General features: G+C 63.9%; 18 protein-coding genes. 2 read left to right on the top strand and 16 right to left on the bottom strand.

Annotated elements, in window-relative coordinates; genetic code table 11:
- The first annotated feature begins 238 nt into the window (after window positions 1–238).
- Window positions 239–1,408: a T6SS phospholipase effector Tle1-like catalytic domain-containing protein gene (locus tag AC58EF_RS22735; protein WP_317152321.1), complete on the top strand. Its 1,170-nt coding sequence runs from the start codon at window positions 239–241 to the stop codon at window positions 1,406–1,408.
- 156 nt (window positions 1,409–1,564) lie between these two features.
- On the top strand, window positions 1,565–3,367 hold the full coding sequence (locus tag AC58EF_RS22730; RefSeq protein WP_317152322.1) for a hypothetical protein: 1,803 nt from the start codon (window positions 1,565–1,567) through the stop codon (window positions 3,365–3,367).
- 181 nt (window positions 3,368–3,548) lie between these two features.
- Here AC58EF_RS22730 and AC58EF_RS22725 read toward each other — a convergent pair whose 3' ends face one another.
- From AC58EF_RS22725 to AC58EF_RS22650, 16 genes are all read right to left on the bottom strand, one after another.
- Window positions 3,549–5,303, bottom strand: a complete 1,755-nt coding sequence (locus AC58EF_RS22725) for a relaxase/mobilization nuclease domain-containing protein (protein ID WP_449464994.1) — start codon at window positions 5,301–5,303, stop codon at window positions 3,549–3,551.
- Window positions 5,304–5,556: 253 nt separating this feature from the next.
- A complete protein-coding gene (locus tag AC58EF_RS22720; protein WP_317152325.1) occupies window positions 5,557–6,207 on the bottom strand; it encodes a lytic transglycosylase domain-containing protein in 651 nt (216 codons plus the stop codon).
- 82 nt (window positions 6,208–6,289) lie between these two features.
- Complete coding sequence (locus tag AC58EF_RS22715) at window positions 6,290–6,625, bottom strand: DUF736 domain-containing protein (RefSeq protein ID WP_317152326.1); 336 nt, start codon at window positions 6,623–6,625, stop codon at window positions 6,290–6,292.
- 54 nt (window positions 6,626–6,679) lie between these two features.
- The gene (locus tag AC58EF_RS22710) at window positions 6,680–7,177 is read right to left on the bottom strand and encodes a S26 family signal peptidase (protein ID WP_317152327.1); all 498 of its coding nucleotides are present in this window, start codon (window positions 7,175–7,177) and stop codon (window positions 6,680–6,682) included.
- Window positions 7,174–7,650 (bottom strand): DUF2840 domain-containing protein, encoded by a 477-nt coding sequence (locus AC58EF_RS22705; protein ID WP_317152328.1) that lies wholly within the window; start codon window positions 7,648–7,650, stop codon window positions 7,174–7,176. Before AC58EF_RS22705 ends, AC58EF_RS22710 begins: the two co-directional genes overlap by 4 nt.
- On the bottom strand, window positions 7,647–7,907 hold the full coding sequence (locus AC58EF_RS22700; RefSeq protein ID WP_015460450.1) for a ribbon-helix-helix protein: 261 nt from the start codon (window positions 7,905–7,907) through the stop codon (window positions 7,647–7,649). Before AC58EF_RS22700 ends, AC58EF_RS22705 begins: the two co-directional genes overlap by 4 nt.
- On the bottom strand, window positions 7,904–8,542 hold the full coding sequence (parA, locus tag AC58EF_RS22695; RefSeq protein WP_317152329.1) for a ParA family partition ATPase: 639 nt from the start codon (window positions 8,540–8,542) through the stop codon (window positions 7,904–7,906). Before parA ends, AC58EF_RS22700 begins: the two co-directional genes overlap by 4 nt.
- A 178-nt stretch (window positions 8,543–8,720) precedes the next feature.
- On the bottom strand, window positions 8,721–9,506 hold the full coding sequence (locus tag AC58EF_RS22690) for a replication initiator protein A (protein ID WP_236626927.1): 786 nt from the start codon (window positions 9,504–9,506) through the stop codon (window positions 8,721–8,723).
- 90 nt (window positions 9,507–9,596) lie between these two features.
- A complete protein-coding gene (locus tag AC58EF_RS22685) occupies window positions 9,597–9,860 on the bottom strand; it encodes a helix-turn-helix transcriptional regulator (protein ID WP_015460453.1) in 264 nt (87 codons plus the stop codon).
- A 132-nt stretch (window positions 9,861–9,992) separates the two neighbouring features.
- A complete protein-coding gene (locus AC58EF_RS22680; RefSeq protein ID WP_497278804.1) occupies window positions 9,993–10,547 on the bottom strand; it encodes a DNA -binding domain-containing protein in 555 nt (184 codons plus the stop codon).
- Complete coding sequence (locus AC58EF_RS22675) at window positions 10,522–10,776, bottom strand: transcriptional regulator domain-containing protein (protein ID WP_015460455.1); 255 nt, start codon at window positions 10,774–10,776, stop codon at window positions 10,522–10,524. The genes AC58EF_RS22680 and AC58EF_RS22675 overlap by 26 nt, the downstream gene beginning before the upstream one ends.
- 132 nt (window positions 10,777–10,908) lie before the next feature.
- The gene (locus AC58EF_RS22670) at window positions 10,909–11,172 is read right to left on the bottom strand and encodes a DNA -binding domain-containing protein (protein WP_317152331.1); all 264 of its coding nucleotides are present in this window, start codon (window positions 11,170–11,172) and stop codon (window positions 10,909–10,911) included.
- Between the two features lie 180 nt (window positions 11,173–11,352).
- Complete coding sequence (locus AC58EF_RS22665) at window positions 11,353–11,565, bottom strand: helix-turn-helix domain-containing protein (protein ID WP_015460457.1); 213 nt, start codon at window positions 11,563–11,565, stop codon at window positions 11,353–11,355.
- A 138-nt stretch (window positions 11,566–11,703) separates the two neighbouring features.
- Window positions 11,704–11,877, bottom strand: a complete 174-nt coding sequence (locus tag AC58EF_RS22660) for a hypothetical protein (RefSeq protein ID WP_015460458.1) — start codon at window positions 11,875–11,877, stop codon at window positions 11,704–11,706.
- A gap of 441 nt (window positions 11,878–12,318) precedes the next feature.
- Complete coding sequence (locus tag AC58EF_RS22655; RefSeq protein WP_317152332.1) at window positions 12,319–12,735, bottom strand: single-stranded DNA-binding protein; 417 nt, start codon at window positions 12,733–12,735, stop codon at window positions 12,319–12,321.
- A gap of 677 nt (window positions 12,736–13,412) precedes the next feature.
- Window positions 13,413–13,757, bottom strand: a complete 345-nt coding sequence (locus AC58EF_RS22650) for a sunset domain-containing protein (protein ID WP_497278801.1) — start codon at window positions 13,755–13,757, stop codon at window positions 13,413–13,415.
- Window positions 13,758–13,919: the final 162 nt, after the last annotated feature.

Raw genomic sequence — 13,919 nt, 5'->3', positions numbered from 1 at the left:
TGCTTCCGCCAAGTGGCCTATGTCGCGTACCGTCTTTACATTAGTATCGCGGGGTCGGGATTTCGGTCGCGCCTGCAATGCGGTGGACAACTGGCGAGGGGACGGAGGGCCGCGTCTGATCGAGGCGCGCGCAACGGACGTGTGGCCGGTCCAGACCAGATTTTGGGATCCAGGGAACGCGGTGTGCGCTCGCCAGCGCAGTCGTCCCTGACTAGTGCGGCAATAGGGGGGCACGGGCATGCCGAAGAACATCGTCATCCTGCTGGACGGCACATCGAACGAGATCAAGCGCGACCGTACCAACATTCTGCGCCTGTATGGCGTTCTGGCGAAGGACGCCGAGCAGCTTGTCTATTATGATCCGGGCGTTGGAACGTTCGGCGCGGAAGGGGCCTGGTCGCGCTTCTGGCGCAAGGCGCATGAGGTCTGGGGTCTCGCGACGGGCTGGGGGCTCGATCAGAACGTGAAAGAGGCCTATCGCTTCCTCGTCGAGAATTACGACAACGGCAAGCGCAAGGGCGAAGATCCGGTCGAACGCGATCAGATCTTCATCTTCGGGTTCAGCCGCGGCGCGTATTCCGCGCGCGTGCTGGCCGGGTTCATCCATGCTGTCGGCTTGATCGAGCCGCGCAATCTCAATCTGCTTGACTATGTGTATCGAGCTTACAAGTCGATCGGGGAGGATGAGAAGCAGGAGGCTTTTGCCGAGGTCCGCCTCTACGAACGCATTCTCGATCCCGACCGGCCGCCGATCCGAATGCTCGGCTTGTTCGACACCGTCGGATCGGTGATCGAGAGCGGACGAAAGGGCCTGCGCCTCAAGTCGCACGCGTTCTCTAGCCGCAATACCAGCGTTCAATCGGTATCCCATGCTGTCGCGATCGATGAAAAGCGAACGATGTTCCGCCCACAGCTCTGGCCAGGCGATCAGGAATATTGGGGCAACCCCTTCAACAATGCCGCGGCCCAGCCTCAGGACGTGAGCGAGGTCTGGTTCGCCGGCGGCCATGGCGACGTCGGCGGCGGTTATCCGGAGGCCGACAGCGCCCTGTGCAAGGTGCCGCTTCTGTGGATGATCGGACGCGCGAAACTCTGCGACCTGCGCATCCGCCAGCAGAGCGTCAACGCGATCGTGATGGGCAACAAAGAGGGAGCCAAATATGTCGCACCGAACGCGCTCGGCAGCGCTCACGAGACCATGACCTTTGCCTGGTCGATCCTCGAATTCGTGCCGCGCCGAAAGCCCGCAGGCTCGTCGCGCCCGTCGCTGTTCGGCATCAGTCTCCCCCTCTTCGAGCGACGGCGTCTTCCGAACGGTGCTCGACTCCATGGCTCGGTTGCCGAGCGAAAGGAGCAGCTCGGCCAATGGGCACCCAATATTCCGGCCGACTATGAGGTGGAACCATGATCCGCGCCTACGCCTCGATCGGCCGGGGTCTGCACGGCGTCAGGGTTTCGCCGCCAGGCATGACGGGGTCCGAGGGCGTGCAGCAGATCATCTCCGCTCGCGCGGTGGAAGCAGTCTTGGTTGGATACGCATTCACGCCTGGCAGGAGAGTAGGAAATGGCTGACGCAATCGATGGAGGGCAGGGAGACGGCGGTGCCGCCGGCTTTCACGCTGCCCTCACTCCATTCATTTCCCTTACGCTCGCCAAGGCAGCGGGAGTTCCTGTCGCCGACCAGCTCGAACGCTGTCTCGCCGATATCGAGGCGATCTGCGCGGCCGAGGAGCAACCGGCCACGTCGGATTTCACGCGATTGCCCGAGCTTCAGCACGCGAGTGTCCGCTTGCAGGCGATGTGGTACAAGCGCACGCTCAAGCCTGCCTGGACTGGCTCCGCGGAGTTCGTCGATGTCCAGCACCATCTCGTCATCGCACTTGTGCGCAAGGGCCATCTGGCGCTCCATATCAGCGACTCCAAGATCAAAGGGCCGCTGCGCGCAGCACTGATCGGGGACGTCGATGCGGACGCACCCCTGACCTGGCTCTCGCCGATATCCCGTTCAACCATGGCCGCGGCATTTCTGGAGAATGGCCAGGCGCGGACCCTGTGGCTGTCGGGCGTTCACCGGAGAAGTGCCACGAAGGCCGATGCCAAGATCCTTGCCGGACAGGATCTGGACTATTCGCTCGACCCCTTTGATGACCAGAGCTTCTACTGGTCGGCCGCGCGTTCGCGCAATGCCGCGCTGGAGGTCACCGTGGGCGTGTCGCCCAAGGCCTCGCGGGTCTGGCTCGGCAAGGCAAATTCGATCGAAGGGTTTGCCGCTTCGGCGGCGCTGCTCATCAATGCTGTCGCGGCCGCGAAGCAAGGAACCGCCGAGCCATTCCGCTTTCTCGCAACCCCGGTGCAGGCGCTCGACCCTGCACAGGTCAAAGGCGGATATGATCTGTCGATCCTGCCGCCCGACATGCTCGACGATGGCGACGAGGATGCGGATACGGTCAATGCCGATGCCGCGCTGGTGATCGCCTCCAGCCTTGTCGTCGAAGCCGCTGATGGTTCGAATCTGTCCGTAAGCGTCGAGATCAACGGCAGCGTCATTGGGACGCTGAGCCTCGAGGTCAGCGTCACGCGCGACGGCAAGGTGAAGTTCAAGGTTTCCGATCCGAAGCCGGCCGGTGTCGACGATGACGCCTTCAACCGCATCAAAACGCTGCTCGGGCGCGGCGTCGGCGTAAACATCCGCTATGACAGCGGGCACAGTGTGTCCGACCGGCAGGTCTATGCCCTAAGAATGCCCCGGATTACCTTCTCGCATTTCGAAGCAGTGGACTTCAGCGGCTATGCCGTAAAACAAGAAAAACCGCATGATCTCACCAAGATCGGCGAGGGAAAGAGCCTATTCTGCTGGGTCCAGAATACGCACAAGGGATGGCTCGCCTGCGACGATGGCGCGAATGAAAAGGCGGATTTCATCCATCTCGATGTCAGCGGCGCAAAACCAATTCTGTCGCTCATCCATGTGAAGGGGGCAAAGAGCGACACGACCGGCCGTAAACTCTCTGTCGCGGCCTACGAGGTCGTTACTGGTCAGGCGATAAAGAACCTCCAGTGGCTCGACAAACAGGCGCTTGCCAAAGGCCTCTCGCAAGCGGTGCGCGCAACGAACTATTGGTGGAAGGACGGCGAACCTATCGCGAAAGATGCGCTCGTGGAAGCGATCGAAAATCTCGGCGACGACTATGTCCGGCGCGTCGTCGTGGTGCAGCCGCATGTTACGGAAGCCGCACGGGCGAATGCCGATACCGCCAAGACTGGCGTAAACCGGCTGCGCCTCGATCAGCTGAACACGCTGCTCGCCAGCGCCTGGCGTAGCTGCAATGGGCTTGGCGCCGAGTTCAAGGTAATTTGGGCCCAGTAGCGGCTCGCGCCATCGTCCTCGAAGCGGACTTTGCTCGCACCGTTGGTGAAGTGCGCATACGAAGGAGGTCTGTCCGCAAACGGCCATTTAGGTCGCCCACGAGAGGTGAAAGTACGGCCGTCTTCAAGGATCGGGTTTTAACCTCGGAATGGCGGCTATGTCGGCGAAACTGGTCGTGTGGTCACAAGCCCAATCCGCGCTGCCGCCCAAACGACCAGTCCACTCCGCCACCTGGGGTCATCGTGCCAGAGACATGCTGCCCAAGATGCTGTTCGAGTGCCGGCCGCCAAGGGACGAGTTGGAATCCCAGCCCATTGTCGATCATCGCGAACCGGCCTGAGGCAAGCGTCACTCGCTGCCGATAGACGCCCGCGACATGGTCTCCGGGTTTCGATGGCAGCGGCGCGAGCCCGGTGCGGTCCACGAGGTCGGTTTTGACGTGCAACATCTCCCGGTCCTTGAGCGTCTGGATTAGCGCGCGAGCGAATATGACGCGGCTACCCCGCCGCTGCGCCAACCCCTCATTGACCAGATGGTCGGTGCGCGACTCCATGGCAGCGGCGACTTCCGCGCCGAACCCGCCACCCAAAACAGGCTGCTCGCTTGCGATGAGATTGCGATCGAGCCAGGTCGCGCCATCGGACGTGATCTGTTCGCCAAGCGAAAGGTCCGATCGGGTCGCGAGCGAGTGGCGTTGCTGCCCCCTGCCATCTTCCCACGAGCGTAGCTCGACAATGGCGCCGGACTTCCCGTCTCCAGTCATATCAATATCTTCGAACCGAAGATGATGGGTGCGACCGTCAACGCCATCGACAACGGCATAGGCGCTGCCTTTGAGTTCGTCGTACAACCCGCGATCGACGAGACGCCCCACGACGGCATCGACCGGCGGGCCATGATGAATTGCAAAGCGCGACACGTCCGGATTCGGCGTTTCTCTGGCCATCGCCTTGTGCATCGTCTTGATGATATCGCCGCGAACGCCGAGATAGCGGAGCGTATCTTCCAATCCGGGCTTTATGGTCCAGGCTGCGGGACCGAGCGGATCGACCAGACCCATGGCCTCCAGCTTCTGCGCGCGGCCAACAAGGAGATGTCGATTCTCAGATGAATGCCCGGTGGGGTCCGGGCGCAGATCGACAATGCCGCCATGGCGATCGGCGATATCCCTCAACGTGCGATCAAGGCTGGTCCAGCGATCAGCCTGTACCTCGCGGGCGAGTCCGGCCTGAATCTCACGCTGGGTGCGCGGTCCCAATTCGAGGGTCACGCGATCCTCGGCGCGACTTCGGAAGCCCTCGCGGATATAATCTCGGCTCAGCACAAGGTCGCGCCCATCATCTACGCGGCCGCGAACCAGCACATGAATATGGGGATCATCGGTGTTCCAATGATCGACCCCCACCCAATCGAGCGAGGTGCCGAGATCGCGTTGCGCGTCCGCCATCATCTCGCGGGTAAAGGCGCGCAGGTCCTCCATCTCTCTCGCATCCTCCGGCGAGATTATGATACGAAAATGGTGGCGATCGTCCTCGCAGCGTTCTGCGAAGGCGTTCCCATCTGCCTGATCCCCAACAGCGTCGAAAAGCCGACCAGCTGTCCCGTCACGGGTAACACCTTCCCGTTCGAGATAGCTGGCGTGCCGGGCAATGGGCGCTGCCCGATATTTGACGCCCTGGTGCCGGACGATGCGCATCTTGACGACGACGCGCCGATCGGTCGCCTGACGGGTACGTCGTGCGACCGTTACCCTGCCTCGCCCAAAGCGCGACGCGACGGCGCCTCTGCGGTTATTGCCATGAGTGCGAACACCACGCCCGCCCTTGTTGGCGGCGCGAATGACCTGTCCGACAAAGGACTTTGCCTGCCGCCCCTTTACCCCGCCGTCGCGTGGACTTCCCGGCCTGACCTCAAACTCATCGTCGCCTCCGCTCATCGGGCGAGGAATCCGGTGCCGCGATAGCGTGCCAGACGCGGAATTACTGAAATGTCGATGATTTCGGGAAAGCGAGCTGGCAGGCCGAAACGGGAGCCATACGAGAAAAGCCCGCCCAACCAACCACATGGACCGAGCCTGCTGGCGGTCCTTTTATCTTGCCGTGCCTCCCTGTTCTTCCTGCGTTCCCAGCCGCTTATTCGATAGAGGACGTCATTGCTCCCCTGAGTACGCCTGCCTGCGAGCGGGCCCGTCATGACGGGTGCAGACCGGAAAGAGGGACGAAGAGGCTGTCCTCGAGCTGGCGAGGCGCGGGATCTGGTGCGTCTTCACCATCGTCCGGTGGCGAACCGGATGACGTCGACACGGTAGTGGACTGGACGCGGACCGGACGCGAAAAGAGCGGCGCGTGGGTCCAGGCCAGCGCATCGGCGGGCGCGCTCGCGAGCGCGCGAGCGGGCGGTCCGCCGACCATCGGCGCGAGCATGGCGAGATAGGCGCGCGTCTCCCGCGGTAGCGCCCGGCCCGTCGCCAGATGCTCATCATAGCGTCCTGGGCCGGCGTTATAGGCTGCCAGCATTGCCGTCGAATTGCCGTAACGATCATACAACTCACGAAGATAAGCCGTGCCCGCGATGATGTTGTCGCGGGGCTCGTAGGGATCGCGGCCGAGGCGATAGCGCGTGCGAAGCTCCGCCCAGGTCCCGGGCATGATTTGCATCAGACCCATGGCTCCAGCGTGCGAGATCGCGGTCACATCGCCGGCGCTTTCGACGCGCATGACCGCCCGTATCCAGCGCTCCGGGATGCCGAAGCGGCGGGCTGCCTCGGCCACATGGGTGGCGATCGGCGTTACCGCGGATGGCGACCGCGCCGCGGTGGTTTCGCCGCCCGCTATGGCCATCGCCGGCGCGCTCGCAAGACATGCGAGCAGCGCCAGCGACAGCGCCCGGCGGCGCGATTTGCAGCAGCTCGGGCGCACCGGATCAGCTCCGGTCTTCGCGGACACGGTGACGGCTTACCGACAGGCGGAACGCCGAGCCCTCGTCGTCGGTGCGGAAGAGATGCGCGCGCAGAGTCTGGCCCGCGAACAGCGGGCTTTCGATCTCCAGCGAGACATAGTCGCCAGCGCGTTCGCCGACATCCTTCCACGCGGCGCCAACTCTCGGGCCATGTCCGTCGTCGAGCAGCACGCGGAAATCCGGCGCCTTGTCTGCATCGCTCGGTTCGGCGGGAACAAGCGTGACAATCTCGTCGATGCCGAACAACCGGATGCGGCCCTTATAGCCCTCATCGGTGGGTTTGAAGATATTGGGTTGCATTGCCAGTCTCCTTTGCTTGGCGGGGTGGAATGAATTTCGCGGCACGGCGAACGCTCACATGGGCGTCGCCCGCCCGATCACGGTTGCTGCGGGAAGTGGTCCGAAATAGCGGCCGTCGAGGCTGTCCTCGCGATCGGCATTGAGGAAAAAAAGCTGGTCGGCTGCGAGCGTCCGGCATCCCGTCCAGACCGGCAATTCACGCCCCAATCGATCCGTTCTTTGCGCCACGGCAACTGCATCACCGTCGATGCTGATCGTGTCGCCGGTTCGGCAAACCGTCTGTCTGGGAAGAGCCGCGACGCGCTTGATGAGCGGCAGACCGAGCGGCAGATATCCGCCCTTGTCGAGGAACAAGGCAATGGCCGGTGGCGGCGCGACGACAGCAAGATCGCCGCGCGATACGGGGTCGCCGACGCGCACGCGGTAGAAGCCGATCGGAACGCTCGGACTGGCGTTCCAGATCAGTCGCGGCGGCGGATCGATCCACATGGAGATCGCGATGAGATTGACCGCGGCGACGGCCGCCGCGAGCGTTTTCCAGGGATAGGTCATTGCAAGGAGCCTTTGCGGGCGAGCCAGGCGCGATGGCGCTCCAGCGTGTAGGGACGCGGCGTTTCGCGGGCGGCGAGGCGATTGTGGACGTGGCGCCAATGGTCCGGGGCGACGTCGGCGGGATCGATTTCGAGGGCGTCCACCGCGTCGATCGCTTCGAACACACGCTGAACCTTGGGCCAGCCGGAAGCCCGCAGCAGAATGTCACCGCCCGGATCGACACCAGGCACGGTCTGATAGGGCTCGCCCGGCAGGACCGCGCGCAGGATGTCGATGCGAGAAACGACGGTGCCGTAGTCGTTCGACGCCCAGCGCACGAAAGCGAATATGCTGTCGGGAGCGAAGCCCAGGCGGCGCCGGCGCCGGTCGAGTATCTGATCCTCGACAGGGCGGCCGAAGCGTATCCAGTGCTCGATCTTCTTTTCGATCCACAGCAGCTCGACGCGGGTGCGATCATCGCGGACAGCGATCATGGCGCGCGCTCCTGGTCTTCCGCCGGGAAGGCTTCGGCCAGCATGGCCCGCACCAGATCGGCCAGCGTCAGCCCGCGCTGGAGCGCGGCAAGCTTGAGCCGTTTCCGCAGTTCCGGCGTCACGTCGATGGTGAGGCGCGCGGTGTTCGCGCTGCGTGACGGCGACGTTGTCCGTTCCCCTTCGCCGGCGGACACCCAGGCTTCGACGCCGCGTGGCCGGGCGACGAAACGCCTGGGCGGTTTGACCGGACCGCTCATGACAGCAGGTTCTCGACCTGCTGCGCCAATGCGGAGATTTCGCGCGTAGCGATGCTGTCCGCGTCCATTTCGGACGCGAGGCGCCCGGCTCGCAGCGCATCGGCGAAGATCACCCGCTGGCCGACATGGGCCGACAGCAGAGGCGGATCATGGGCTTCGAGACTGTCGGCAGTGGCCCGCCCGATCAGCGTGCGCGCGGGATAGCGGTTCAGAATGAACCGCGCCGCGATCGCGGGTTTGAAGATGCGTGCCTGATCGAGCAAGGCCAGCATCTCGGCTGACGCCCAGCCATCGAGGGGGGATGGCTGTACCGGCATGAGAACGAGATCGGCGGCCAGCAGAGCCGAGCGAAGCAGCCCTGCGACGCGCGGCGGTCCGTCGATCACCACATGGTCGACACCACGGGCCAGTTCCGGCGCCTCGTGATGCAGCGTGTCGCGTGCGAGACCGACCACGCTGAACAGCCGTGGCAAGCCTTGCGATGCACGCTCCTGCGCCCAGTCGAGCGCAGAGCCCTGCGGATCGGCATCGATCAGCAGGACACGCTTGCCTGTCACAGCCCACTGGCCAGCCAGATGGAGCGCCAGCGTCGTCTTGCCGACGCCGCCCTTCTGATTGAGCAGCGCGACGATCATCGCGTTTCGTCCACTGGCGCGCAGTTCGTTAGTATGAATCCGTAGGATTCAGAGTTAGCAATGTTAAGGGGCAGAATCGGAAAACGATTCCAAGGTGTTAAGCCCGGTTTCGGTTCCTGATAGTCCGAGGATCGGGTTCCCGATCGTCCGATAGTCGCGGTTCCTGATAGTCCGTGTCTCATGGCAACTTATCCACAGGCGGGTAGCCCATTCGCCGCATGGCGGCGTCGAGCGGATCGATGGGGAGCGGAGCGAAGTTCAGCCGCTGACGGCCGAGTTCGAAGGTGAGTGTCAGCCGGTATCCGGGCAGCGGCTGGCGGCGGACGATATCTCGCAGCTCGAAGCTGAAGCGCTTGAGCGGCGAGAGGACGCCCGACTTCAGGTGAAGGTGGGCGACGTCGAAGCTCCACCCATGTTCCTGACGCCCGCCATGCTTGCGGCAGATACGATAGAGCCAGCGTTCCAGGCCGCCGGTCAGGTTGAAATAGGCTCGGTCGATGGTGAGGACGAGCGCGTGATCCAGCACCCCGGCATAGAACCAGTCGGGGACGATCATCTCGATGCCGAGCGCGCGACCCTGGCCATCGAGACGCTCACGCCACTCATTGATCCAGGAGAAGCGATGGCGCCTGCGCTGGGTGGTTTGACGGATGCTGGTAGCGATCGTGGTCGACTGAAGCCGGTCGAGCCCGGCGCGCAGCCGCTCATAGCTCGCCTTGCCGGTGCCGCGCCGGGTGAAGGTCAGGATGTCATAGGGCGTCGCGGCGATGAGGCGGGAGGTCGGCAGCCCCGCATCATGCGCCTCGACAATCTGGCTTGCCGCCCAGATCAGGATATCGGCGTCCCAGATGGTCGCCATCCCATGTTCGGGTGTCGCTTCGACATGGATCGAGACATCGCCCATGCGGAACAGGATCGGTGCGACCCGCTTGCTCTTGGCGAGCGAGAAGAAGGGCCAGCTCATCAGATCCTGGGCGTCACGCGGGGCGATATCTCCGGCGATCGGACGGAACAGGTCAAGCTGCCGGGAAGTGAAGCCTTTGGCTGTCACGGATTACCGTCCACGCCCGGCATTCGCAGGCCGTCTCGTGGTGGCGATGCCCGGTCCCGGATCGGACGTTGACCGGCGCATCCCGGCCGCTGCCCAGTCGTCGATGTCGGCGACCGTGTAGACGATGCGGCCACCGAGCTTGTGGTAGATGGGGCCGGTGCCGAAGCAGCGATGTTTCTCCAGCGTGCGCGGCGAGAGGCCTAGACGCTTCGCGGCATCGGGGGTTCTCAGAAAGCGTGGCGCATCATCTGGGGGATTGGGCTGCATTGTCGGTCTCCGTCGAAGCGCAGGCCGCGTGGGGCGAGCGCGTAGTGGCGGAGACAAGGCTGGCGTAATCTGCTTGCGCCGGGAGAGAGGGGAAAATCAGGCCAAGGAAAATGTCGCACTGGCCCTGGTCGATCAGCGCCCGCGCAGGAGATCCAGATATCCGCTCTCGCTGAGCCGGAGCGCCTCGTCGCGAAGGCGCTGAACCTGTCGGCGTTCATTGGCCGCGCGCCAGTCCGAACCATGTAGGCCAAGCTCAGGATAGACGGCGGCATCGGCCAGTTCGCGGGTGCTGAGGCCCGTCGCGAGGAGGCCCAGCAGATGCAGAAGAAATGTCAGTCTCATGCGCTGGAAGTCTGTCGGCCGGAAAGCTGTGGGTACGCGCCCGCCTGCGACGCCCTGCAGTCGGAGGGCCAGACGATCAGCGACCGAACGCCGCAAAGTATAGTCGCGGTCGGGGGTGAGAACTATGGCCGGCTCGACTTCCAGATTCGGTTCAGCGAGCCACAGTCGCAAGCGACCGCCAGGGTCGTCGATGACGAGATGCCGACCGCGCTCATCACTATGATCGGCGAGGATCAGGCCCAATCGTTCTGGTGCAAACCGTCCCCTGATCTCCAGGCCACGCGGCGGAGGCGCCAGGGCAACGGTCCCGGGGGCGACCTCAGGCCGCCAGAGCGCAGGAGACACTGCGGCGGAAACATCGGGATCGATCGGAAAACACCAACCCCCAGCGCCGGGCAAAGCCCGTGCTGAGGGTCTCCTTTGATGAAGCGCCGTTCCTGCGCGCGGCATATCGAGCGTATTGCCGCCGGTATTCCTTGTTGTGCCGCAGGAATTCCTGCGCGAAATCGGCATAATCGAGATCGGCGGTTTCCGCGGCAATCGCTTGCGACCGCCAATCGCTGGCAGTTGGCATCGCACCTCTCCCTGTTGCCCCTATCTCAGGACAGTCGAAGAGCTTGCCCGCGCTGATGTCCGCTGGAAGGGCCGGGTGCGCGATGGAGTTGACCTGGGATTCGAATAACTTCGAACCTTCAAACAGCTCGGTTTATCGAGGCCTTCCCTGCAGGAGATCGAGGTAGCCGATCTCGGTCATCCACCTGGCCCTGGCGAGATGGCTTTCATAGACGCCCCATGCCCGCTGCGGCTCGCGAACAGGGTCGAGATCGAAGATTATGCGGACGATTTCAAGCCAATGCGCGCCTTCCTCGTCCGCTTCGAGCATTCGCAGATAGGTGACGAAATGGCGTTCGTCGTAGCGGGTCACGCGCGAGGATTGCGGCGGGCGGTCATCGAAATCGGGGATCGCCATTTTCAGCGGCCCGCTCGGCGCCCAGAGCGCCAGTTCTTCGGTCGTCGGGGTGAGATTATCCTGTCCAGGGGATAATGGAGAAAGCCGCCGCGTCTCAGCGCACTCATCGCGTCGGGGGCGCGAACTCGGAAACGAGATGGTGCCCGTCCCACCTGGCCCGACGACAATACCGCTGGAAGATCAATCTGCCTTGCGGAAGAATTCGATGGGATCGACTTCGAGTATCGCGGCGATGCGTTCGAGCATATCGACCGTCGCGGCGTGTTCTTCACGCTCCAGCATTCCGATATAGTTGCGGTTGACACCTGCACGATCGGCAAGCTCCTCCTGCGACAGGCTCTTGGCATGACGCATTTGACGCAAATTCGTGGCGACGATCTCCCGCAGGCTCATGCGGGGGACGTCGCCGCTCTGCCTAGCCCATGGCCACCCAATATACTAGGGAATCGTAAATACGTATCTGCGTATCTACGCGAAAGCGCGCTTCAGGGTTTCAGGAAAGCGGGGCCGACCAGCGGCCCCGCATTCGCCTCACCAGGCGAAGGGATCAAACTCGCGAACGATGCTAGCCGAGTCGCCGTCCCATTCGCTGGCCGGCATCGCGCTGAAAAGACCGGCTTCGGTGCGGAACACGATGATATTGACCATGAGGCTGCGGGCGAGGCTCCAGGCATAGGCTGATACGGTTTTGAGCGACGTGGACATTTTTGGGCTCCTGTCTTTCGTCGCGGGGGCCATCCCCGCTCGACAGGCTCCCGAAGTGTCGGGCGCATGGCCGCAATCACCGCGCAGGCGCAGCCTGAAGGCCGCACGCGAAGCGTAGCGGACCCTTTACGGGTTGATGGCGTCAGGCCTTGGGCCGGACCAAGGAAAGAGCCAAATGAGAGCGGGGATGGCGCCGGCGGCGAAGCGAGCGTGATGTCCGTCCCGATAATCGTCGCTCTGCCTCGGATCTTCCGTCCATTTCTACGGTCTCGGCCGCGAGGTTGAACAGAGCGCTCCATTCGCGATCACCTCGGATCTCGCGCTGACCCCGGAGCCTCTGGAAGCATGTGATGGCGGTGTCAGCGTCGCGGCCCAAACCCCACGGGCGTCGGCACGAAAAAAGGCCCGGCGGATCGCTCCGCCGGGCCTGCTGCGTTCTGATCAGAACGGGATGTCATCGTCCGTGTCATAGCTGCCGCTGCCGGCGTCGCCGCCATTGTCCTGGGCGGGCCTGCCCCGACTGAGGAAGTCGATCGTCTCGGCAATGATCTCGCAGCCGTAGCGTTTCACCCCCTGCTGATCGTTCCATTCCGTGTAGTGGATGCGGCCGCGAACCAGAACCTTCATGCCCGTGGTGCAATGGGCCTGAACCGTCTTGCCGAGGCCGTTGAATGCGGTGATGCGGTGCCATTCGGTGTCCTGGAGGCGGCGGCCCTGGTCGTCGCGAAGCGCCTTGCCGTCCGCGTAGCGGGGACGCGAGGTCGCGAGGCGAAAGCTGGTGATGTTAGTTCCGCCCTGGGTGCTGCGGCTTTCCGGCTCAGCGCCGATGTTGCCGGCGAGGATGACGATGTTCTGCATGATGTATCTCCGTTGCTTCGAGTCCGAGGGACCGTCCCTCCGACGAAGCCCGGGTGAAGGCCGTCCAGAGCCGTCTGCATCGCCGCCCTCAGGCGGCGGCCTGACCCCATAGGCCCGGAGTGGTGCGGGCAGCCGCGCAGCGGCAACTCGGTCCGGCGCCGCCGGGGTTGCTGGCGGAAATGGAACGGACTTAGGGATTCGCCAGTCGGAGGGAACGAACCCTCGATCGACGCATGACGGTGATGACCGCGAACGAAGGCAGCTCTCGCACAGTGGCGCCAAGCCGAAAGGACGCCTCAATCGAAGAGACTAACCCGCTCCGACCTCGCGCACCCGACCGCCCAGACCTTTCGGCACATATCTTCGCAACTGGGGCCGCTGCTTCATCGCCGCCATACGCCATCACGCAGCGGCAGCCGCGACGGGGCAGACAACGCAACGGGCGTGAGGGTGGTGCGGACGCCTTTTCCACGAACTTGGACCTGGCAGCAGGGAGAAAACGCTATGACGCGGGATGCCAGACCCAGCACTGGGACCGAACTGCCCGTTCACGAACGGCGGGGATGTTGCGGTGCGCGTCCAACGTAACGGGACACTGTGATGGCTCTGGTCGGAACGCAGCAGGCTCGGCGGAGCGATCCGCCGGGCCTTCTTATCTGGCCGCGCCCGTGGATCGATCAGCGCGCTGCTGGACGCCAACCGGCACGACGGGCCTCCGCAAGCGAACAGAACCAGCGTTCGCCCCGCGCGGTGTCGATCCTGACGGCGGCATAGTCGCGTTGGCCGGGCGCGTGAACGATCCGGCTCCCGTCCGCACTGATGTTGCCCTTGAGCGCGCAACGGGGATTGGGCGGCGGTGATGGGGCCTCGCGCCGCGCAACCTCGCGCGAGCCGCGCCACTCCCATGGCGGCGTGACAGTCCCGGCCCAGACGCCGGCCCGGCGGCGATGGGCGCCCTGTTCGGCGGTGTGGTAGGCGCCGCTGCTGTAGCGCGGATAGTCAAGCGCCCAGCCATTCTCCACCAGCCATCCCCCTATATCGCGCCCGCGAGCAGCGCAGCGAGCGACAGGACGACCGCCCTGGTCACGATAGGCGGGAATGCAGCGAACGTGTCAACGGCGGAGCAAAAGTCGGCCATTCGGCGGCGTAAAACCAGGCCATCGTGTTACATGCCGGGGGGAGTG

Source organism: Sphingobium sp. WR1, assembly GCF_059693745.1.
The sequence above is the reverse complement of the archived record's forward strand: the minus strand, read 5'-3'. Positions and strand labels throughout refer to the sequence as shown.